A 20,567-nucleotide genomic window follows, 5' to 3' on the forward strand; every position below is an offset into this window, starting at 1 on the left:
TCAAGAGCACACAGTGATCGTCGGGGGGCCAGCGGATGACGACGGAACGACGAAGGGACGCCGAAGCGTCCCTTGCACCATGCCTTGGCGGCGCCGTGGCACCCGTCCGGACCGGCCGGATCAGGCGAGAACGGGCTCCGCGCGTGATACATCGATGCTGCTGAGCAGCGACTCTTCGTGCGACGCCACAGTCAGCGCGTCGTTCTCGGTCTGCATCCGAACCAGCTCGGATTCCAGATCCTGAACGCGCTGCTGAAGCCTTCGCATCTCGGCGAGGAGTCGCGGGTCGGGACCGCCGACATAACCGAGAAGCGCCTTTGCCATGATTGATGGTCCTCCACGCTGAGTGACCGACCGGGAGCGGTAGGGTCGTGGGTGAGGGGAATGTGCACCCGCGCGGTGCGCCGAAGCCGCCGCTAAGGTTGCATTACGGCTACGATGCGCGGGGCTTCCAGCGTCTCACCAAATAGGTAGACGGTCAACACGATCACAGCCCAGCCGTCGGGCCAGCCTCAGAAAACACGGCGGTAGACCGCCGGCGGCTGCCCGTGGGGCGTCGAGATCATCCTCGATGTCGGCAGCCTTGCACGACACTCCGGATATGGCAACTGTCTGGTGAGTACTTGCCGTAGGCGATTGCCCACGGCACGTACGCGGGGCGCGACGGTCAGCGGATCTCGAAGCCGTCGTAGCCGCCGCGCGGCCCGCCCCAGATCTCGGTGACGCCGTCGACCCGGCCGGGCGTGTCCCCCGTGGCCAGCCAGGCGAGCAGCTGTTCGCACCGGTCGCGCTCCCCCTCGGCCACGACCTGCACCCGGCCGTCGGCGAGGTTCCCGGCGTAGCCCGCGAGGCCGCCGATGCGCAGCGCGTTGGCCCGGGTCCACCAGCGGAAGCCGACGCCCTGGACGCGTCCGCGCACCCAGGCCGTAAGCCGGACATTTTCGTTCATGTGCGCACGCTATCTCGTCAGTTGCCCACGCTTCACTCCGGCCACGTGCGTCATTCGCTACAGTCGCCCCGCAACAGGACTCACCCGTTCGGGTTAATCCGCGACGATGAGGACAGCGAGACATGGGCCGCCACAGCCGCAATGCCACCCAGGCCGTCGCGCCGACCAGGGACCGTCGGGGCCACCGGGGCCCGCGGCGGCGCCACAGTGCCGTCCGCACCGGCCTGCTGGCGTCGTCCGCCGCCCTGGCCGTGGGCGCCGTCGCGATGTCGTCCGGGCTGCTGCCGTCGCTGAACGGAGCACCGGGGGGCGTCACCGCCCAGGGCGGCCCGCCCGGCGGGACGCGCACGCAGCCGGACGGCTCGTCCGGCCCCTTCGTGCCGGACAGCGGCTCCCCCTCCCCGAGCGACAGCGGGCGCCCGTCCGTACCGAGCAGCCCCTCCACGACCCGCGGCGGCACCCCGACGACGACGCCGCCCACCTCGGCCGCCGCGCCGAGCACCACCCCGGCGCCGAAGGCCACGCCCACCACCCGGAAGCCGGCCCCCCCGCGGCCCACGACGCCGGCCCCGAAGCCGACCCGCACCGCGACGCCGACGCCGAGCCAGGGCGGATCCGCGGTCACCGCCCAGGCGGCGGTGCTGAAGCTGGTCAACGCCGAGCGGGCCAAGGTCGGCTGCGCCCCCGTGACCGCCGACGCGTCGCTGGACAAGCTCGCCCAGGCCTTCAGCGAGGACATGGCGATCCGGGACTTCTTCGACCACACCGACCCGGACGGCAAGACGCCCTGGGACCGGGCCAAGGCGGCCGGCGTCGCCAACCTGGGCGGGGAGAACATCGCCCGCGGGCAGGCGGACGCCGAAGCGGTGATGACCGCCTGGATGAACAGCGCGGGACACCGCGCCAACATCCTCAACTGCGACTACAAGACCCTGGGCATCGGCGTGCACTACGCGTCCGGCGGCCCCTGGTGGACGCAGGACTTCGGGTTCTAGGCTCCAGCCGCTTTCCAGGCGAAAGCGCACACCCGCGGTAAGCGCAACCCAGGAGTACGCTCGAACCGTGACCACCGGCACGAGCGACCCCCAGGACGACCCGCAACTCCCCTTCAGCGTCTTCGCGCGCGACTGCCCCTCGCGCGGCACCCTGGAGCACGTCACCGGCCGCTGGGGCAGCCTGACGCTCGGCGCGCTCGGCGAGGACACCGTGCGCTTCAACGAGCTGCGGCGGCGGATCGACGGGGTGAGCGAGAAGATGCTCTCCCAGACGCTGCACGCCCTGGAGCGCGACGGGCTGGTGCACCGCGAGGCGCAGACGACCAACCCGCCGCGCGTGGACTACCGCCTCACCGAGCTGGGCCGCGAGACCACCCGCCGGCTGCTCGAACTGATCCACCTCGTCGAGGGCCGGATGCCCGAGGTGCTGGCGGCCCGGGAGGCGTACGACGCGCGGCAGGCCACCGCCTGACGCTTCGCGTCGCTACGGCCTGCCGGCCGCCGGCGGGCGCTGGCAGCGGGGGCAGAAGTAGCTGGAGCGGTTCATCCAGGGGCGGCGGCGCATCGGGGTCCCGCAGCGGCGGCAGGGCTCGTTCTCCCGGCCGTACGCGTCCAGCGACCGGTCGAAGTACCCGGATTCGCCGTTGACGTTCACGTACAGGCTGTCGAAGCTCGTACCGCCGGCCGCCAGCGCGTCGCTCATCACCTCGCGGATGTGCGCCACCAGCTCGGCCGTCCTGGGCCGGGTCATCGACGCGGTGGGCCGCTCGTAGTGCAGCCGCGAGCGCCACAGCGCCTCGTCCGCGTAGATGTTGCCGACCCCGCTGATCAGCGACTGGTCGAGCAGCGCCCGCTTGATCGTGGTCCGGCGGCGGCGCAGCGCCGCGTGGAAGGCCTCCTCGTCGAAGGCGTCCTCCAGCGGGTCCGGCGCGATGTGCGCGAGCGGGACCGGCAGCGCCAGCGGGCTGCCCGGCACCACGTCGTGCAGCGACAGCCCGCCGAAGGTGCGCTGGTCGACGAAGCGCAGCTCGGTGCCGAGATCGTCGTCGAACCGGATCCTGATCCGCAGGTGGGTCTCGTCGGGGGCGGCGTGCGGCTGGACCAGCAGCTGGCCGCTCATCCCGAGGTGGCCGAGGAGCGCGGTCGTGCCGTCGAGCGGCAGCCACAGGTACTTGCCCCGGCGGCGGGCCGGGCCGATCAGCGCGCCCGAGAGCCGGTCGGCGAAGTCCTCGCCGCCCGCCAGGTGCCGGCGCACGGCGCGCGGGTGCAGCACCTCGGCGTCCGCGACGGTGCGGCCGGTGACCCAGCGCTCCAGACCGCTGCGCACCACTTCGACCTCAGGCAGCTCGGGCAACGTCACTCCTCCGGGTACGCGTCGAGCCCACCGGCTGTTCGCCGGTGGGCTCGTGTCGACGGTCGCGCGGTCAGCTGGCCGCCGAGGCGGATTCGCGGATCGCGCGCCAGGCGGCCTCGGCCGCCTGCTGTTCTGCTTCCTTCTTGCTGCGGCCGGTGCCGGCGCCGTACTCGACACCACCGACGCGGGCGGCAGCCGTGAAGGTCTTCTCGTGGTCCGGGCCCGATTCGGTGACCACGTACTCGGGCACGCCCAGGCCCTCGCTCGCGGTCAGCTCCTGGAGACTGGTCTTCCAGTCCAGGCCTGCCCCGAGGTTGGACGACTTCTCGATCAGCGGGTCGAAGAGGCGGTGCACGAACTCGGACGCGGCATCCAGACCCTGGTCCAGATAGACCGCACCGATGACCGCCTCGAGGGTGTCCGCGAGGATCGATGCCTTGTTGCGGCCGCCGGTGCCTTCCTCGCCCCGACCCAGCCGGATGAATCCGCCCAGTTCGAGACCGCGACTCACCTCCGCCAGCGCACGTGAGTTGACCACCGCGGCCCGCAACTTGGCCAGCTGGCCTTCGGGCAGGTCGGGGTGGGTGCGGTACAGCGTGTCCGTGACCACCAGGCCGAGCACGGAGTCCCCGAGGAACTCCAGCCGCTCGTTGGTGGGCAGACCGCCGTTCTCGTACGCGAACGAACGATGGGTCAGCGCACGCACCAGAAGGGCGGGCTCGAGTGCGTACCCGAGCCGCCCTTCCAGAAGCGTGTGAGACCAGGCTGTGTCCGCCGGCGCCTGCTTCGGCGATTTGGCGTCTGACATGGAGCCTGTCACCCGCCGATCAGACCTCGAGGACCTGACGACGGTTGTACGTGCCGCAGCTCGGGCACGCGATGTGGCTCTGCTTCGGCTGGTGGCAGCTCTCGCACGCCACCAGGCTCACGGCAACAGCCTTCCACTGCGCACGGCGGTGGCGCGTGTTGCTGCGCGACATCTTCCGCTTCGGAACAGCCACGGCTACTTCTCCTGGTTCTCGTCGGCGCCCTGGTCGGCACCGCTCTTCTTGAATTCCTGCAGGGCCGCCCACCGGATGTCGGCGACCTCATGGTGGTGGTCCGGGTCGTCCGCGAGCCGCTCTCCGCAGTCGGAGCACAGTCCCGGGCAGTCTTCCTGGCACACCGGCTGCAGCGGCAGTGCGAGCACCACCGCGTCCCGCAGCGCGGGTTCGAGATCGAACATGTCGTCCTCGAGGAAGAGAACGTCCTCCTCCTCCGCGTCGTCACCGGCTTCGTCCTTGCGGGCGGTCCGGGTGTCGGCGTCGGGGTAGGAGTACATCTCTTGGAAGTCCGCATCGAGCTTGCGCTCGAACGGCTCCAGACACCTTACGCACTCCCCCGAGAGCGGCGCACGGACGGTACCTGTGACAAGTACCCCTTCCATGACCGACTCCAGACGGAGTTCCAGCTGTACGGCCGTGCCCTCGGGAACCCCGATGACCTCGATACCGAGGTCCTTGGGTGCCGGCACCGAACGGGAGACCTTCCGCATCGAACCAGGACGACGACCCAGCTCGCGCGTGTCGAACACGAGAGGCTCGCGGTGGTCGAGACGGGGGGTTTTCAGGGCTTCCTCTTTCATCGGTGCGGCATGCCTTCACTCCGGAGAGTGGGCAGCCCGAAGAGCCGGTGATTTACACGGCTGGAATGGTCAGGATACTGGACGGGCGGGCAGACCCCAACTCGCCCACCCGCCGCCTCCCAGCCAACGCTGTGACCAGCGCGTTCAGCGTCCCTGCTCCAGCTCCCGCAGCCGGTTCAGGTCGATCATGCCGGTGTCGAAGAGGCTGGTCTCGTCCAGCGCCGCGGGCTGGTGGTGCGGCTGGTGCTGGGACTGGTGCTGGGGCTGGTGCTGCTGCTGGTCGTACTGCTGCTGGTACTGGCCCTGCGGGTCGGCGTACGCCTGCTGCCCGTACTCCGGCTGGTAGCCGCCGTAGCCGGCCTGCTCGGGGTAGCCCTGCTGCTGGGGCGTGTACGGGTCGGAGTAGCCGGCCTGCTGGCCGTACTCCTGCTGGTAGCCGTAGTCCTGCTGGGCGGGGGCCGGCGTCGCGTCGTACGAGTAGTCCGTCTGCTGGGCCTGCGCGGGGACCGGGGCCGCCAGGCCCGCCATGAACTCGGCGTCGGTCTGGTGGCCGCCCGCCGCCTCCACGGCGTCCTGGGCCGCCATGTGCGCGCCCAGCTCGTCGGCGACGCTGTGGCCGGTCAGCTTGAGCCGGCCGCGGCCGACGGCCTCCAGGGTCTTGGAGAGCACCGCCTCGAAGGCGCCGAGCTTGGTGTCCACGTACTCGTCCGCCCGGCGCCGCAGCGTCTCCGGGTCGGCGCTGCGCTCGGGGGCGTCCGCGTCCTCGTAGCCCTGCTCGTCGAGGCCCGGGCCCTGGCCGAGCAGCTTCTCGCGGCCGCGGTCGACGGAGCCGATGGTCTTGGTGAGCACGACCTCGAAGTTGGCCAGCTTGCTGTCCACGTAGTCGTCGGCCTCGGCGCGGATCTCCTCCGCCTCGCGGTTGGCCTCGGCGACGATGCGCTCGGCCTCCTCCTGCGACTGGCGGGCGATCTGCGTGTCCGAGATCATCGAGCCGCGCTCGGCGTGCGCGGACTCGATGATCCGGTTCGCCTCCAGCCGGGCTTCCTCGACCATCTGCTCGCGGCCGCCCAGCAGCGCCTCGGCCTGCGAGAGCGAGTCCGGGAGCGCGGAGCGCACCTCTTCGAGCCGGCTCAGCAGCTCGGCGCGGTTGACCACGCAGGAGGCGGACATCGGCATGGACCGCGCGCCTTCGATGGCCGCGACGATCTCGTCGAGCTTCTTCTGCACGTCCACGGGCGTCAGTCTTTCCTCAGCGGGGCCCGGCCGGGTCCGGACGGGACACGCAGAACTCTAGCGCTGCCCGAGCCGGTCATTGAGAGCCGCCAGGATCGTCGGCGGCACCAAGTGGGAGATGTCGCCGCCCCATTGGGCCACTTCCTTGACGAGACTGGACGACAGGAAGCTGTAGGTGGGGTTGGTCGGCACGAAGAGCGTCTCGACCCCGGACAGGCCGATGTTCATCTGGGCCATCTGCAGCTCGTAGTCGAAGTCGCTGACCGCGCGCAGCCCCTTGACGATGGCCGGGATCTCGCGCTCCTTGCAGAAGTCGACGAGCAGCCCGTGGAACGACTCCACCTGCACGTTCCCGAAGTCGGCGGTGACCTCGGTGATCAGGTCGATGCGCTCTTCGACGGAGAACAGGCCCTTCTTCGACTGGTTGATCATCACCGCCACGTAGACGGTGTCGTAGAGCCGGGAGGCGCGGGCGATGATGTCGAGATGTCCATTGGTGATGGGGTCGAAGGACCCCGGACAGACTGCGCGACGCAACTGAGACTCCTCGCTCTCCGGGCCGTTCATGACGCGCCGGTAACTTCGGCGGCGCGACCGTACCAAAGCGTTGCCTCGCCGTACCGGCGGGCTCTCACAGCCTCGAATCCGTCGGGCCAGGGGGAGACTCCGCCACGGGTGCGCCGTTCCACGGTGACGATCGCGTCGTCATCCAGCCACCCCTGCATGCGGAGTGTGAGCAGGATCTCCCGCACCTCGTCGTGGCCCAGGTCGTAGGGCGGGTCCAGGAACGCCATGTCGAACGGGGTCGCGGGCGGCGGGCCCGCGACGACCTGCTCGGCCCGGCCGGCCCGCACCTCGGCGCCGGGCAACCCGATCATCCGCACGTTCTCCCGGATGGTGCGGACCGCGGCCGGGTCGGCCTCGACCAGCAGGACGTGCTCGGCGCCGCGGGACAGCGCCTCCAGGCCGATCGCCCCCGAGCCGCCGTACAGGTCCAGCACCCTGGCCCCGTCCAGCGTGCCGCGCAGCGACTCCCAGGTGGAGAACATGCCCTCCTTGGCGCGGTCCGAGGTGGGGCGGGTTCCGTCGCCCGGGGGCACGGCCAGCCGGCGGCCACCGGCGACTCCGGCGATCACGCGGGTCATCTCGTCCTTCACGTCCTCGACATCGTGGGGAAGCGGCGCTGTCCGCCGCTCCCCCACGATACGGAAGTCACTCCCGGCCGGGCTCCTCCACCGCCCCCACCAGCGCGGTGGACGCGTAGCGGGACCAGGACAGGCATCCGTCGGGCGGGCAGAACTCCGGGCGCCGCGGGTCGTGCCCCAGCTCCCGCAGCTTGGTGCGGACCGAGTCCGGCGTCCGCCCGAAGCGGGCGGCTATCCGGGCCACGGTCTCGCTGTCGTGGAACCGCCGCAGCAGCTCCTCCTCGTGCTGCGGCACCCAGGGGGCGCCGTGGCCGGGGAACAGCTCCCTGAGCACGTCACGGTCGGGGATGGGCTCCGACACGTCGGCGACCAGCGCGAGGGCGCGCAGCGCCCGGTTGAGAGCGATCCTCAGGGCCGGTACGTCCGCCATGGGCAGCCGCAGGTCGCCCGAGGCGAGGAGGGTGTCGGGGTCGTCCTCACTCCATCCGGAGAGGGTGAGGGAGACGTTGGTGTCGTCGTCGCTGGCGAGCTCGATCCGGAAGACCTTGTCGCCGAGCGGCAGTTCGTTGAGATGACGGAACGACATGCTTTTGCCCCCAAGTATCCAACGACGTCCATCGACTTGGACTCCGTCCATTCTCTCAGGGACCACTGACAATCGGCCTGCTCAGGGCGGCAGTTCGGGCTCCGGACCGGCCTGCTCTCAGCCCTTGTCGAGGTACTCCTCGCGGTCCGCGTCGACCAGGCTCTCCAGGGCGCTGCGCAGGTCCGGGTGGCCGGTCAGTTCGGGGTCGGCGGCGACCAGCGCGGTGGCCTCGTCGCGGGCGGCGGCGATGACCTCCTCGTCGTCGATGACGGTCAGCATGCGCAGCGACGAGCGGGTGCCGGACTGGGCCTGGCCGAGGACGTCGCCCTCGCGGCGCTGCTCCAGGTCGATGCGGGACAGCTCGAAGCCGTCCAGGGTCGCCGCGACGGCGGCGAGGCGCTGCCGGGCGTCGCTCGCCTCGTGCGCCTCGGAGACGAGCAGGCACAGCCCCGGGGCGGAGCCGCGGCCGACGCGGCCGCGCAGCTGGTGCAGCTGGGAGACGCCGAAGCGGTCGGCGTCCATGATCACCATGACGGTGGAGTTCGGCACGTTCACCCCGACCTCGATGACCGTGGTCGCCACCAGGACGTCCACCTGCCCGGCGGCGAACCGGCGCATCACGTCGTCCTTGGCGTCCGGCTGCATCCTGCCGTGCAGCACCTCGACCCGCAGCCCGGCCAGCGGACCGGCGGCGAGCTGCTCGGCGATGTCCAGGACGGCCAGCGGGGGGCGGCGCTCCGCGTCGTCCGGCTTCTTCTTCGCGTCCTCCTCGTCGCCGATGCGGGGGCAGACCACGTACGCCTGGTGGCCGTTGGACACCTCCTCGCGGACCCGCTCCCAGGCGCGGGCGAGGAAGTGCGGCTTGTCCTGGGCCGGGACGACGTGAGTGGCGATCGGGGAGCGGCCGGCCGGCAGCTGGTCCAGGACGGACGTCTCCAGGTCGCCGAAGACGGTCATCGCGACCGTGCGCGGGATCGGGGTGGCGGTCATCACCAGCAGGTGCGGGGGCTTGGCCGACTTGGCGCGCAGCGCGTCGCGCTGCTCCACGCCGAAGCGGTGCTGCTCGTCCACCACGACCAGGCCCAGGTCGTGGAACTTGACCTTGTCCTCGATCAGCGCGTGCGTGCCGATCACCATCCCGGCGTCCCCGCTGACGAGGTCGAGCAGCGCCTGGCGGCGGGCGGGCACGCCCATGGAGCCGGTGAGCAGCACGACCTTGGTGGCGTTCTCGGCGCCGCCGAGCATTCCCCCGCCGGCGAGGTCGCCCATCATCTCGGTGATCGACCGGTGGTGCTGCTGGGCGAGCACCTCGGTGGGCGCGAGCAGCGCGGCCTGGCCGCCGGAGTCGACGACGGCGAGCATGGCGCGCAGCGCGACCAGCGTCTTGCCGGAGCCGACCTCGCCCTGCAGGAGGCGGTGCATGGGGTGCTCGGTCGCCAGGTCGGCGAAGATCTCGGCCGAGACCTTCCGCTGGCCCTCGGTGAGGGTGAACGGCAGCCGGGTGTCGAACGTGGCCATCACGCCGTCCGCGTGCGGCACCCGCGGGGTGGCGGGCAGCGCCGAGTCGGCGGCCCGGCGGCGGGCGAGGGCCACCTGCAGGACGTACGCCTCGTCCCACTTCAGCCGGTCGCGCGCCTCGGCGATGTCGGCCTTGGTGCGCGGGCGGTGGATCTTCTCCAGCGCCTCGGAGAGCGGTGCCAGGCCGCGCGCCTCGCGCAGCGCGGCGGGCAGCGGTTCACCGACGCCCGCCCAGGCGGTGCCCCGCATCGAGTCCAGGACCGTCTGCACGGACTGGGCGATCTGCCAGGAGCTGATCTGCTTGCACGCCGGGTAGAGCGGGATCTGCTGGTTGGCGAACGCGGCCGCCACGTCCGACTCGCCGCCCTTCGCGTCCTCCGCGTCGAGCAGCTGGTAGTCCGGGTGCGCGAGCTGGCGGGTGCGGTTGAAGACGGACACCTTGCCGGAGAACATCCCCCGGCGGCCGGGGATCAGCCGGTGGGCGTGGGCGTGCGCCGCCTTGCTGAAGAACACCAGGGTCAGCGAGCCGCTGCCGTCGGTGACGACGACCTCCAGGCGGACGCCGGTCCCCCCGTTGTAGGTCCGCTTGTCGGCCTTGGCGATCTCCGCGACGACGGTGACGTGCTCGTCGAGCGGGAGGTCGGCCAGCCGCGTCAGCTCGCCGCGCTCGGCGTAGCGGCGCGGGTAGTGGTGCAGCAGGTCGCCGACGGTGTGCAGGTCGAGGTGGTCGGCGAGCACTTTGGCCGTGCGGCCGCCGACCGACTTCTTCAGGGGTTCGTCGAGGGCAGACATCGGGACCATCTTTGCGTACGCCGCTGACAGCGCGGGCTGCGGCGCGGGCCGGCGCCCGCGGCGGGCCGGGCGGAGGGCGGCGGCTGGGGGTTACTCGACGCCGATCAGGAGGGGGCAGGTCTGGTGGCCGCCCTCGTAGACCACGGTGTCCACGGCCAGGTGGCCGGACTGGACGTGGCTCTGGATGCGGTCGGCGAGGTCGGGCGGGGCCGTGGCGCCGAGGACGAGGGTGACCAGCTCGCCGCCCGCGGCCAGCATGCGGTCCAGGACGATCGTGCCGGTCTCCACCAGGTTGCCGCCGATGACCGCGACGTCCCCGTCGATCAGCCCGAGGACGTCGCCCGCCTGGCAGATGCCGGCCATGGTCCACGACTGGTGCTCGGCGACCGCCAGTTCCGCGTAGCGGGTGGCGCCGGCCGCCGAGGTCATGGCGACGACGTCCTCGTCGAAGCGGCGGGCGGGCTCGTGGACGGCGAGGGCGGCGATCCCCTGCACCGGGGAGCGGGTGGGGATCACGGCGACCCGGACCCCGTCGCCGCGGGCCCGGTCGGCGGCGGCGCCCGCCGCGTGCCGCAGCTCCGCGTCGTTCGGCAGGAGCACCACCTCGCGGGCGTTCGCGCGGCGGATCGCCGCCGCGATCTCGCCGCTGGCCGGCGGGTCGCCGGGGCGGACGGCGACGACCGTGGCGCCGGCCTGCGCGCAGAGGTCGGCCAGCCCGTCACCGCGCACGACGGCCACGACCGCGCGCCGCACCCGCTCCGGCGGCCGTCCGCCGCCGTCGGCGGCGCCGTCGCCCGCGGCCTCGTGGTGGGAGCGGGAGACCGGATCGGGCACCACGTGGGTGTCGGTTTCCGGCCGCGGTCGGGTCTGGTCGCCGAAGTGCGTGACGCGGATCCGGTAGGGGCGGCCCGCCTCGATGCCGGCCTCGACGGCGGAGCCGGCGTCGTCCACGTGGACGTGGACGTTCCACAGGCCGTCGCCGCCGACGACCACCAGGGAGTCCCCCAGGGCGTCCAGCCGGGCGCGCAGCGCCGGGAGGGCGGTGTCGGCGGCCTCCAGCAGGTAGACGACCTCGAAGGACGGGCCGCCGGGCACGACGTGCGGGTCCGCGCCGTCCTCGTCGCGGCAGCCGTACGGGACGGGCTCGGCGTGATCGGCCAGCGGTCCCATCGGCACCTCGCCGGAGAGCGCGTCGGCGAGCGCGCCCAGCACGGCCACCAGGCCCCGCCCGCCCGCGTCCACGACGCCGGCCCGGCCCAGTGCCGCGAGCTGGCCGGTGGTCGCGGAGAGCGCGGTGCGAGCGCCCTGGTGGGCGGCGCGGGCCACGGAGACCAGGCCGCCGCTGTCGCGCTCCGCGGCGGTGGCCGCCTCGGTCGCGACGGTGAGCATCGTGCCCTCGACGGGGTGGGCGACGGCCAGGTACGCGGACCCGGCGGCCCGGCGCAGCGCCCGGCGCAGCGCTTCGGCGGCGTCCGGACCCGTGACCGCGGCGGCCGTCGCGTCGTCGGTGAGCGCTTCCGTCATGCCGCGCAGCAGCTGCGCGAGGATGGTGCCGGAGTTGCCGCGGGCGCCGATCAGAGCGCCGTGGGACATGGCGCGGAAGGCCTGGGCGAGGTCGGGGGCGTGGCCGGAGGCGGCATGGCCGTCGAAGACGGCCTCGACGGACTGGGCGGCGGACTCCATCGTCAGGTACAGGTTGGTGCCGGTGTCCCCGTCGGCGACCGGGTACACGTTGATCGCGTCGATCTCCTCGCGGGCCCGGCCCAGCGCCTTCAGGGCCAGGCGGCACCATGCGCGCACCGCGGAAGCGTCCAGCGTGTGCGGCACCAAGTCCTCCTGCGGGTCACCGGAAGCGGAGACTGCTGCAGGTGAGAGTAGCCGTGACAACCGTCACGACGGCAGTCGCCCCGGGACGGCGGACCCCGCGGCCGTGGTAATTTCGTTGTCCGGGAGTGGCCGTTGTATGCTGCTCCGGTTGTCCGGGAATCTCCCGGGCTTTTCACTGTAAGTGCATCTCGAAGTCTTTGGAGTGACCCGTGGCTGCCAACTGCGACGTCTGCGGCAAGGGGCCGGGCTTCGGCAACGCTATTTCCCACTCGCACCGCCGTACTCCCCGCCGTTGGAATCCCAACATTCAGCGGGTGCGTGCTGTGGTCGGTCGGACGCCGAAGCGCCTCAATGTCTGCACCTCGTGCATCAAGGCCGGCAAGGTCTCGCGCTGACGCGTACACGTCGTAGCAGCGCAGCCTTGCGGCTACTCGAAGCCGGTCCACCTCAGGGTGGGCCGGTTTTCTTGCGTCCGGGGCCGGGCCGCCCGCCCCCGGGACGCGCTCAGGGCTCCTGACGCTGCCGCCAGGCGTGGTCGACCGGGCCGATCCCGCCGCCCAGCAGGAACCCGGCGCCGATGGCGCCGGTGACGTACTCCTTCGCGGCGCCGACCGCCTCCGGCACCGCGAGGCCCAGGGCCAGGTGCGAGGCGATGGCGCTCGCCAGGGTGCAGCCGGTGCCGTGGGTGTGCCGGTTGTCGGACCGCGCGGCACGGAACCAGTACTCCCGCGAGCCGTCGAAGAGCAGGTCGGCGGCGTCGCCGTCGAGGTGGCCGCCCTTGATCAGGGCCCAGCGCGGACCGAGGGCCAGCACCGCTTCCGCGGCCTGCCGCATCGCCGCCTCGCCGTCCACGACGACCCCCGTCAGCTGCCGGACCTCGTCGAGGTTCGGGGTGGCGACGGTGGCGACCGGCAGCAGCTCGGCGCGGACGACCGCCAGGGCCCCGGCCGTCAGCAGCGGGTCGCCGTGCTTGGAGATGCCGACGGGGTCGACGACCACGGGGGCGTCCACGCCGGCCAGCAGCGCGGCGACCTCGGAGGCGATGGCGGCTGAGGAGAGCATCCCGGTCTTGACGGCCTGGACGCCGATGTCGTCGACCACGCTGCGGAACTGCGCGCGGACGGCGGCCACCGGCAGCTCCCAGGCGCCCTGGACGCCCAGCGAGTTCTGCGCGGTCACCGCCGTCACGACGCTCATGCCGTGCACGCCGAGCGCCAGCATCGTCTTCAGGTCGGCCTGGATGCCCGCACCGCCGCCGGAGTCGGATCCGGCGACGGTCAGCACCCTGGGCGGGGAGGTACGCATGGTGGGGGCCTGGTTCCTAGTTCCCGGCGCTCTGCGCCGACGAGTCGCCGAAGTGGTCCCAGCCGCCGGCCTGGTCCCAGGCGGCACCGTCCACGGTGACGTGCGGGAGGCCGGGGGCCTTGAGTGCCTCGCCGATCACCCGCCAGCGGGCGGGGAGCTTCACGTCGGGCGGGAACGCCGCGACGATCGCATGATCCTCTCCCCCGGTCAGTACCCAGTGCAGCGGATCCACGCCGACCGCCTGGCCGATGTCGGACATCTGCGCGGGCACGTCGATGTCGGCGGACTTCAGGTCGATCACGACCCCGCTCGCCGTGGCGATGTGCCCGAGGTCGGCCACCAGCCCGTCGCTGACGTCCGTCATCGCGGTGGCGCCGAGCTCGGCCGCCGCGGGGCCCGCGTGGTACGGCGGCTCGGGCCGCCGGTGCGCCTCGACGAACGCGCGCGGCGAGCGGAAGCCGCGCGAGAGCACCGCCAGGCCGGCCGCCGACCAGCCCAGCCAGCCGGTGACCGCGATGACGTCGCCGGGCCGGGCGCCGGAACGGGTGACCGGCTCGCGGTTGCGGAGGTCGCCCAGCGCGGTGATCGCGACCGTGATCGTGTCCCCGCGCACCACGTCGCCGCCGACCACGGCGGCCCCCGCCACCTGGCACTCGTCGCGGATGCCGTCCATCAGTTCGATCGGCCACGTGGCCGGCAGCTCGGCCGGGACGACCAGTGCCAGCAGGACCGCGGTGGGCACCGCGCCCATCGCCGCGATGTCCGCGAGGTTCTGCGCCGCGGCCTTGCGGCCCACGTCGTAGGCGGTGGACCAGTCGCGCCGGAAGTGCCGCCCCTCGAGCAGCACGTCGGTGGTGGCGACCACCCGGCGGTCCGGCGCGGCCACCACCGCCGCGTCGTCCCCAGGCCCCAGGCGTACATTGGGAGTGGTCGTGAGCCGGGAGGTCAACTCCCTGATCAACCCGAACTCCCCCAACTCGCCCACGGTCCCCTTCATCTGTTTGTCCCTTTCACGTCGTGGTTCCCCTGGAGATTCCGCTCAAAGCGAGTGCTCGGTACCGCGCGGGTCTCCCCGCGCCGTGCGGCGAGGCGATAACGTGGCGTCTCCCTCCCACATGATCCTCGAAGCCGCCCTGGAGGTTCCGTGGTACAGGCGTACATCTTGATCCAGACCGAGGTTGGGAAGGCCTCGGCAGTAGCGGAGACGATTGCGAAGATCTCCGGAGTCATTCAGGCCGAAGACGTCACCGGTCCCTACGACGTCATCGTCCGGGCCCAGGCGGACACGGTCGACGACCTGGGCCGCATGGTGGTCGCGAAGGTGCAGCAGGTGGACGGGATCACCCGTACCCTGACCTGTCCCGTCGTCCATCTGTAGCCCCCGACTATGCTCGTCCGGTGATAGCTTTTCGCCGGTTCGCGCTGATTTCCGTTGCCGCCGTCGCGTGCTTGTCCGCGGCGGCGGTCTTCGTTTCCGCAGCCGGGCCGGCCGAGGAGACGCCCGTACCGGCTCCGGACGCGCAAGCCGCCGTCTACTGCCGCGCGCTGCACCGGGATCTGCCGCACTCGGTCAATGGACTCGGCGTGCATGATCTCAGGCCCGCGTCCGACTTCACCGCCGGGTGGGGAAATCCGGCGATCGTGCTGCGCTGCGGGGTGCCGAGGCCGGCGGCGATGAGCGACGCGAGCGCGGACTCGGTGGAGGTGAACGGCGTCGGCTGGCTGATCCAGGCCCAGGGCGACGGCAGCTTCCGGCTCACCACGACGCTGCGCCGGGCGTACGTCGAGGTGACCCTCCCCAAGAAGTACGCCGGCGACGTCGGTCCGCTGACCGACCTCGCCGACGCCGTCAAGAAGACGATCCCGAACGAGCTCTAGCCCGCCGGGGCGGCCTCGCGCCTACCGGAGCCCGGTGCGGCGGCGCAGCGCGGCCTGGATCAGCCGGTCCACCAGCTCCGGGTAGGCGACGCCGCTCTCCTGCCACATCCGGGGGTACATCGAGATGGGCGTGAAGCCGGGCATCGTGTTGATCTCGTTGATGACGAACTCTCCGCTGTCGAGCAGGAAGAAGTCCGCGCGGACCAGGCCCTCGCAGGAGACCGAGTCGAAGGCCGCGACGGCGAGCCGCTGCACCTCGGCGGTCTGCTCGGCGGTGAGCGGCGCGGGCACGATGCCCTCGGCCGAGTCGATGTACTTGGCCTCGAAGTCGTAGAAGTCGTGGGCGGTGACCGGCGGGATCTCGGCCGGGAGGCTGGCGCGCGGGCCGTCCTCGAACTCCAGCACGCCGCACTCGATCTCCCGGCCGCGCAGCAGCGACTCGATGATGACCTTCGGGTCGTGCCGCCGGGCCTCCTCGATCGCCTCGTCGAGGCCGGACGCGTCCTCGACCTTGCTGATGCCCATGGACGAGCCCGCGCGGGCGGGCTTGACGAAGAGCGGCCAGCCGTGGTCCGCGGCGAACTCCACGACACCGCGGCGGGCGGCGTCCTGGTCGTTCTCCCAGTCGCGCGGCCGGATCACCAGGTACGGGCCGACCGGCAGGCCGAAGGAGATGAAGACGCGCTTCATGTACTCCTTGTCCATGCCGACGGCCGAGGCGAGCACGCCGGCGCCCACGTAGGGCACGCCCGACAGCTCCAGCAGCCCCTGCAGGGTGCCGTCCTCGCCGTAGGGGCCGTGCAGCACGGGGAAGACGACGTCGACGTCGCCGAGCGCCTTGGGAACGAGTCCCGGCTCGCTGTAGACCACCTCGCGGTTGGCGGGGTCGACCGGGAGCACGACGGTGCCGTCGTGGTCGGTGACCTGCTCGACCGTCGGCATCCTGCGGTCGGTGATCCCCATCCGGTCCGGGTCGTCGCTGGTCAGCGCCCAGCGGCCGTCCGTCGTGATCCCGATGGGGAGGACGTCGTACTTCGACCGGTCGATGGCCCGCAGCACGCTGGCCGCGGTGACCACGGAGACCCCGTGCTCGGAGCTGCGCCCGCCGAAGACGAGCGCTACCCGGGGCTTGCGCCCCGGCTGGTCGGAGGGCTGGGAGGAAGGCAGATTGCTCATGGTTCGTTGACCCTACCGCTCGGATTTCGCGGAGCGGGACATCAGCTCCTTGACGGCCACGACCGGCGGCTTCCCGTTGTGCACGATGTCCACCACGGTGTCCGTGATCGGCATGTCGACACCGTGCCTGCGCCCCAGATCGGCCACCGACTCGCAGGACTTCACACCCTCGGCAGTCTGCCGGGTGACCGCGATGGTCTCCGCGAGCGACATGCCGCGGCCGAGGTTGGTGCCGAAGGTGTGGTTGCGGGAGAGCGGCGAGGAGCAGGTGGCGACCAGGTCGCCCATGCCCGCCAGGCCCGCGAAGGTGTGCGCGTCGGCCCCCATCGCGAGGCCGAGCCGGGTCGTCTCGGCCAGCCCGCGGGTGATCAGCGAGGCCTTGGTGTTGTCGCCGAGGCCCATGCCGTCGGCGATGCCGACCGCGAGCGCGATGACGTTCTTGACCGCTCCGCCCAGTTCGCAGCCGACCACGTCGGTGATCGTGTACGGGCGGAAGTACGCGGTGTGGCACGCGGCCTGGAACCGCTGGGCCACCGACTCGTCGCGGCAGGCGACCACGGAGGCGGCGGGCTGCCGGGCGGCGATCTCCTTGGCCAGGTTGGGGCCGGAGAGCACGGCCACGCGCTCGGGGCCCGCCTTGGCGACCTCTTCGACGACCTCGCTCATCAGCTTGGCGGTGCCGAGTTCGACGCCCTTCATCAGGCTGACCAGGACCGCGTCGGGACGCAGCAGGGGCGCCCACTCGGCGAGGTTGCCGCGCAGGGTCTGCGAGGGCACGGCCAGGACGACGAATTCGGCGTCCCGGGCGGCCTCGGCCGGGTCGGTGGTGGCCCGTACGGCCTCGGGCAGCGCGATGCCCGGCAGGTAGTCCGGGTTCATGTGCGTGGTGTTGACCGCCTCGACCAGCTCCGGCCGGCGGCCCCACAGCGAGACGTCACACCCGGCATCGGCGAGCACCATCGCGAACGCGGTGCCCCAGGAGCCGGTTCCGTACACCGCGCAGCGCGTTGACACTTACGACTCCTCCTGCTGGTCCGTCGGATTCTGCACCGTCTGCGGGGCGGGCGTCCGGGGGGTGTCCCCGGACGGTGCGGGCTTCGCGGCCTGCTCGGCCCGGTCCGCCCGGTCCGCCCGGCGGGCGCGGGCCGCCTTGCGCGGGTCGTAGAGCTCCTTCGGCGGGGTCTGCCCGCGCAGCTCGGCGAGCAGCTCGGTGATCTCCATCATGATCACGTCGGTGACCTCGCGCAGCACCTCGGCGGTCGGTTCCTGCCCGTAGTACCGGGACAGGTCGACGGGCGGCCCCGCCATGACCCGCAGGGTCTTGCGGGGGAAGAGGGAGAGCCTGTTCTCCTTGGCGTACGGCGGCATCGCCTCGTTGGCGCCCCACTGCGCGACGGGGATGACCGGCGCCTCGGTGAGCAGCGCCACCCGGGCAGCGCCGGTCTTGCCGATCATCGGCCACTGGTCCGGGTCGCGGGTGAGGGTGCCCTCCGGATAGAAGGCGACGCATTCGCCGGAGTTGATCGCGTCGACGGCGGCGCGGAACGCGTTGGCGGCGTCCGTGGACTCGCGGTAGACCGGAATCTGACCTGTTCCGCGCAGCATCGTGCCGACAAAGAAGATCTTGAAGAGCCCGGCCTTGGCGAGCAGCCGCGGAACCCGTCCGGTGTTGTACTGGAAATGGCCGTACGACAGTGGATCGAGGAAAGAGTTGTGGTTGACGGCGGTGATGAATCCGCCGTCGGCCGGAATGTGCTCCATTCCGTGCCAATCCCGCTTGAAGAAGACAAGAAGCGGCGGTTTCGCGATGGCGGCAGCGAGCCGGTACCAGAAGCCGATTCTGCGGCGGGACACCAGAACTTCCTCCTCATTGCGGGGGGCTGCACCAGTGCAGCCGCACAAGTGTCGCCGGTACGCACACCGTAACGCCAGGGCAGGCGTGCCGAGGGGCGCGCCCCCGGCCTTCGCCGGGAATCGCGGGGCGGGGCCGTGGCCGGCCGGTGACGGGACCACCGCACAATGGGGCGGTGCCCGTACCCGTCCTGTGGTCCCTCGTCGTCCCGCTGAAGCCGCTCGCCGTGGCCAAGAGCCGGCTGGCGCCGGCCGCGGGGACCGTGCGGCCGGGGCTGGCGCTGGCGTTCGCCCAGGACACCGTGGCCGCCGTGCTGGCGTGTGCGCGGGTGAGGAGCGTCACCGTCGTCACCGACGATCCGATGGCGGCGGCGGAACTGGCGGCCCTGGGGGCCCGGGTCGTGCCGGACACCCCGGCGGCCGGACTCAACGCGGCGCTCGCCCACGGCGGGCACCTGATCCGGTCCGCCGCGCCCGATGCGGCCGTAGCGGCCCTGAACGCCGATCTCCCGGCGCTGCGGCCCCTGGAGCTCTCCGCCGTGCTCGACGAGGCCGCGCGGGCCCCAGGGAGGGCGTTCCTGGCCGACGCGGCCGCGATCGGCACCACACTGCTCACCGCGCCCCCCGGCCACGACCTGGCCCCGGCGTTCGGCGGCCTCTCGCGGGCCCGGCACCGGGCCTCCGGCGCCCGGGAGATCACGCTGCGCGGGGTGGACTCCGTGCGCCAGGACGTCGACACCCCCGCCGACCTGCGGGTGGCGCTGGCCCTGGGCGTCGGCCCGCGGACCGCGGACGTCGCCGCCGGGCTGCTCATCCCCGACTGAGCGCCGGGACCACGACGGAGCGCCGGTACCACCGGCCGGCACGGTGTCGCCGCGGCCGGGGTATTCACTAGGCTTCCGGTCATGCAGGCGACCGCGTACACATACGACCCCGGGACACGAGCCGGCAGCGTGCTGCTCGACGACGGGACTCCGCTGCCGTTCGACGCCGCCGCCTTCGACGCGGGGGGCCTGCGGATGCTGCGCCCGGGCCAGCGGGTGCGGATCCGCACCGAGGGCGACGGCGCGGGGCGCCGGGTGGTCTTCCTGACGCTGCAGACGTTCCCCGACCCCCAGGCACCCGCGGCCTAGCGGCGGCGGACATGGCGCGGGCCGGGCTCCCTGTCGGGGAGCCCGGCCCGTCGCGGCCTGCTGGTGGTGACTACTTGGACGCGGTCCGCTTCACAGCGGTCTTGCGCGCGGTGCTCTTCTTGGCCGGGGCCTTCTTCGCCGTGGCCTTCTTGGCCGGGGCGGACTTCTTGGCGGCGGCCTTCTTGGCGGTGGCCGCCTTCTTGGCCGGGGTCGCCTTCTTGGCGGCGCTGGTCGCGGCGGTGGTCTTCGTCGCCGGAGACGCCTTCTTGGCCGTCGTCGCCTTCTTGGCGGGAGCGGCGGTGGTCTTCTTGGCGGTCACGGCCTTCTTCGCTGCGGTCGCCTTCTTCGCTGCGGTCGCCTTCTTCGCCGTCGCCTTCTTGGCCGCGGCCTTGGCGGTGGTGCGGGTGGAAGCCCCGCCGCTGAGGCTGCCCTTGGGCGCCTTCTTCACCGCGACGTCGTTCTTCGGGAGCTTCTTGGAGCCGCTGACCAGGTCCTTGAAGCCCTGACCCGCGCGGAACCGCGGCACCGAGGTCTTCTTGACCCGGACCCGCTCACCGGTCTGGGGGTTGCGGGCATAGCGGGCGGGACGGTCGACCTTCTCGAACGAACCGAATCCGGTGACCGAAACCCGGTCGCCGGAGACGACCGCGCGGACGATCGCGTCGAGAACCGCGTCAACCGCGTCCGCGGCGGCCTGGCGGCCGCCTACCTTGTCGGCAATCGCTTCTACGAGCTGCGCCTTGTTCACGTCTTCCCCTTCGGAAACTATGCCCGGTGAATGAGTACGGGCTTTTTCGCACGTTAGGCGGATATATACCGCAAATCAAATACGAAACGGGCGAATCACCCTTGTGCCGCAACGAACTCGGCCCTCAGGCAGTTCCTCGATCACGTAATGTGCCCTGGTCGAGCTCCCGCAGGAAGACGTCCAGACGCCGGGCCGCACCCGCGAGATCGTGCTTGGCCGCGGCGGTCACGACGAGGAGTTTCCGGTTCAACTCCAGCCTTGCGTCGTCGGGTAGTTGGAGATTTGCGACGCGTGCGTGCGCCTCCTTCAGCCGGGCGGCGAGGACCCCGTACAGCTCGAGTTGGCCATCGCGTTCCATGTACCGATTGTGCCATCTGCGGTGAGTTGTCGCGCGTGACGGGGCCAATGTCTCGCGCGACAGGGCCAATACGGTGGTGCGGACATGCCGAAGCG

The 20,567-nt window shown here is 71.9% G+C and carries 26 protein-coding genes; 7 read left to right on the forward strand and 19 right to left on the reverse strand.

From position 1 onward, the window contains the following. Positions 1–120: 120 nt before the first annotated feature. Complete coding sequence (locus ABZ721_RS18085) at positions 121–324, reverse strand: hypothetical protein (RefSeq protein ID WP_277440313.1); 204 nt, start codon at positions 322–324, stop codon at positions 121–123. Between the two features lie 343 nt (positions 325–667). Further along, positions 668–949 carry an acylphosphatase gene (locus ABZ721_RS18090; RefSeq protein WP_358789598.1) on the reverse strand — a complete coding sequence of 94 codons (282 nt, stop codon included), beginning with the start codon at positions 947–949 and terminating at the stop codon, positions 668–670. 122 nt (positions 950–1,071) lie between these two features. Between ABZ721_RS18090 and ABZ721_RS18095 the strand changes: the two genes are divergently transcribed. Next, positions 1,072–1,944, forward strand: coding sequence for a CAP domain-containing protein (locus ABZ721_RS18095; protein WP_358789599.1), 873 nt, complete (start codon positions 1,072–1,074; stop codon positions 1,942–1,944). Positions 1,945–2,011: 67 nt separating this feature from the next. Continuing rightward, positions 2,012–2,416: a helix-turn-helix domain-containing protein gene (locus ABZ721_RS18100; protein ID WP_358789600.1), complete on the forward strand. Its 405-nt coding sequence runs from the start codon at positions 2,012–2,014 to the stop codon at positions 2,414–2,416. Between the two features lie 12 nt (positions 2,417–2,428). On the opposite strand, the gene mutM is transcribed toward ABZ721_RS18100, so the two are convergent. The 10 genes from mutM to ABZ721_RS18150 all read right to left on the reverse strand — a co-directional run bounded on the left by mutM (position 2,429) and on the right by ABZ721_RS18150 (position 12,023). Beyond that, complete coding sequence (gene mutM, locus ABZ721_RS18105) at positions 2,429–3,298, reverse strand: bifunctional DNA-formamidopyrimidine glycosylase/DNA-(apurinic or apyrimidinic site) lyase (RefSeq protein ID WP_358789601.1); 870 nt, start codon at positions 3,296–3,298, stop codon at positions 2,429–2,431. A 70-nt stretch (positions 3,299–3,368) separates the two neighbouring features. Beyond that, a complete protein-coding gene (rnc, locus tag ABZ721_RS18110) occupies positions 3,369–4,106 on the reverse strand; it encodes a ribonuclease III (RefSeq protein ID WP_358789636.1) in 738 nt (245 codons plus the stop codon). Positions 4,107–4,125: 19 nt separating this feature from the next. Beyond that, a complete protein-coding gene (gene rpmF, locus ABZ721_RS18115; protein WP_138356469.1) occupies positions 4,126–4,299 on the reverse strand; it encodes a 50S ribosomal protein L32 in 174 nt (57 codons plus the stop codon). A gap of 2 nt (positions 4,300–4,301) precedes the next feature. Next, on the reverse strand, positions 4,302–4,922 hold the full coding sequence (locus tag ABZ721_RS18120; protein ID WP_358789602.1) for a YceD family protein: 621 nt from the start codon (positions 4,920–4,922) through the stop codon (positions 4,302–4,304). Positions 4,923–5,066: 144 nt separating this feature from the next. Continuing rightward, positions 5,067–6,155 (reverse strand): ATP synthase F0 subunit B, encoded by a 1,089-nt coding sequence (locus tag ABZ721_RS18125; RefSeq protein ID WP_358789603.1) that lies wholly within the window; start codon positions 6,153–6,155, stop codon positions 5,067–5,069. A gap of 57 nt (positions 6,156–6,212) precedes the next feature. Further along, positions 6,213–6,692 carry a pantetheine-phosphate adenylyltransferase gene (gene coaD, locus ABZ721_RS18130; protein WP_358789604.1) on the reverse strand — a complete coding sequence of 160 codons (480 nt, stop codon included), beginning with the start codon at positions 6,690–6,692 and terminating at the stop codon, positions 6,213–6,215. A gap of 26 nt (positions 6,693–6,718) precedes the next feature. Then, complete coding sequence (gene rsmD / locus ABZ721_RS18135; RefSeq protein ID WP_358789605.1) at positions 6,719–7,300, reverse strand: 16S rRNA (guanine(966)-N(2))-methyltransferase RsmD; 582 nt, start codon at positions 7,298–7,300, stop codon at positions 6,719–6,721. A gap of 67 nt (positions 7,301–7,367) precedes the next feature. After that, complete coding sequence (locus ABZ721_RS18140; RefSeq protein WP_277440305.1) at positions 7,368–7,886, reverse strand: hypothetical protein; 519 nt, start codon at positions 7,884–7,886, stop codon at positions 7,368–7,370. 117 nt (positions 7,887–8,003) lie between these two features. Beyond that, positions 8,004–10,196: an ATP-dependent DNA helicase RecG gene (recG, locus tag ABZ721_RS18145; RefSeq protein WP_358789606.1), complete on the reverse strand. Its 2,193-nt coding sequence runs from the start codon at positions 10,194–10,196 to the stop codon at positions 8,004–8,006. A gap of 90 nt (positions 10,197–10,286) precedes the next feature. Continuing rightward, positions 10,287–12,023 (reverse strand): DAK2 domain-containing protein, encoded by a 1,737-nt coding sequence (locus ABZ721_RS18150; RefSeq protein ID WP_358789607.1) that lies wholly within the window; start codon positions 12,021–12,023, stop codon positions 10,287–10,289. A gap of 209 nt (positions 12,024–12,232) precedes the next feature. On the opposite strand from ABZ721_RS18150, the gene rpmB reads away from it, so the two are divergent. Beyond that, a complete protein-coding gene (rpmB, locus tag ABZ721_RS18155; RefSeq protein ID WP_138356476.1) occupies positions 12,233–12,418 on the forward strand; it encodes a 50S ribosomal protein L28 in 186 nt (61 codons plus the stop codon). A 109-nt stretch (positions 12,419–12,527) separates the two neighbouring features. Here the strand turns inward: rpmB and thiD are convergent, their stop codons facing one another. Then, positions 12,528–13,328: a bifunctional hydroxymethylpyrimidine kinase/phosphomethylpyrimidine kinase gene (thiD, locus tag ABZ721_RS18160; RefSeq protein WP_358789608.1), complete on the reverse strand. Its 801-nt coding sequence runs from the start codon at positions 13,326–13,328 to the stop codon at positions 12,528–12,530. A 16-nt stretch (positions 13,329–13,344) separates the two neighbouring features. Next, entirely contained in the window at positions 13,345–14,325 is a 981-nt protein-coding gene (locus tag ABZ721_RS18165; RefSeq protein WP_358789609.1) for a thiamine-phosphate kinase, read from the reverse strand. A gap of 147 nt (positions 14,326–14,472) precedes the next feature. Here ABZ721_RS18165 and ABZ721_RS18170 point away from each other — a divergent pair, with 147 nt between their 5' ends. Next, positions 14,473–14,706 (forward strand): Lrp/AsnC ligand binding domain-containing protein, encoded by a 234-nt coding sequence (locus ABZ721_RS18170; protein WP_138356479.1) that lies wholly within the window; start codon positions 14,473–14,475, stop codon positions 14,704–14,706. Positions 14,707–14,726: 20 nt separating this feature from the next. After that, positions 14,727–15,206 (forward strand): DUF3515 domain-containing protein, encoded by a 480-nt coding sequence (locus ABZ721_RS18175; protein WP_358789610.1) that lies wholly within the window; start codon positions 14,727–14,729, stop codon positions 15,204–15,206. A 21-nt stretch (positions 15,207–15,227) separates the two neighbouring features. On the opposite strand, the gene ABZ721_RS18180 is transcribed toward ABZ721_RS18175, so the two are convergent. The 3 genes from ABZ721_RS18180 to ABZ721_RS18190 are packed head-to-tail and all read right to left on the reverse strand — an operon-like array spanning position 15,228 to position 18,236. Continuing rightward, entirely contained in the window at positions 15,228–16,382 is a 1,155-nt protein-coding gene (locus ABZ721_RS18180) for a D-alanine--D-alanine ligase family protein (RefSeq protein WP_358789611.1), read from the reverse strand. Between the two features lie 12 nt (positions 16,383–16,394). Continuing rightward, positions 16,395–17,396: an NAD(P)H-dependent glycerol-3-phosphate dehydrogenase gene (locus tag ABZ721_RS18185; RefSeq protein WP_358789612.1), complete on the reverse strand. Its 1,002-nt coding sequence runs from the start codon at positions 17,394–17,396 to the stop codon at positions 16,395–16,397. Next, a complete protein-coding gene (locus ABZ721_RS18190) occupies positions 17,397–18,236 on the reverse strand; it encodes a lysophospholipid acyltransferase family protein (RefSeq protein WP_358789613.1) in 840 nt (279 codons plus the stop codon). 173 nt (positions 18,237–18,409) lie between these two features. On the opposite strand from ABZ721_RS18190, the gene cofC reads away from it, so the two are divergent. Next, positions 18,410–19,057 (forward strand): 2-phospho-L-lactate guanylyltransferase, encoded by a 648-nt coding sequence (gene cofC, locus ABZ721_RS18195; protein WP_358789614.1) that lies wholly within the window; start codon positions 18,410–18,412, stop codon positions 19,055–19,057. Positions 19,058–19,138: 81 nt separating this feature from the next. Then, positions 19,139–19,366 (forward strand): hypothetical protein, encoded by a 228-nt coding sequence (locus tag ABZ721_RS18200; protein ID WP_358789615.1) that lies wholly within the window; start codon positions 19,139–19,141, stop codon positions 19,364–19,366. 70 nt (positions 19,367–19,436) lie between these two features. On the opposite strand, the gene ABZ721_RS18205 is transcribed toward ABZ721_RS18200, so the two are convergent. Next, on the reverse strand, positions 19,437–20,114 hold the full coding sequence (locus ABZ721_RS18205; RefSeq protein WP_358789616.1) for an HU family DNA-binding protein: 678 nt from the start codon (positions 20,112–20,114) through the stop codon (positions 19,437–19,439). Between the two features lie 124 nt (positions 20,115–20,238). After that, entirely contained in the window at positions 20,239–20,472 is a 234-nt protein-coding gene (locus tag ABZ721_RS18210; RefSeq protein ID WP_358789617.1) for a hypothetical protein, read from the reverse strand. Positions 20,473–20,567 lie beyond the last annotated feature (95 nt).

This window comes from Streptomyces sp. NPDC006733, from assembly GCF_040636125.1.
GTDB lineage: Bacteria > Actinomycetota > Actinomycetes > Streptomycetales > Streptomycetaceae > Actinacidiphila.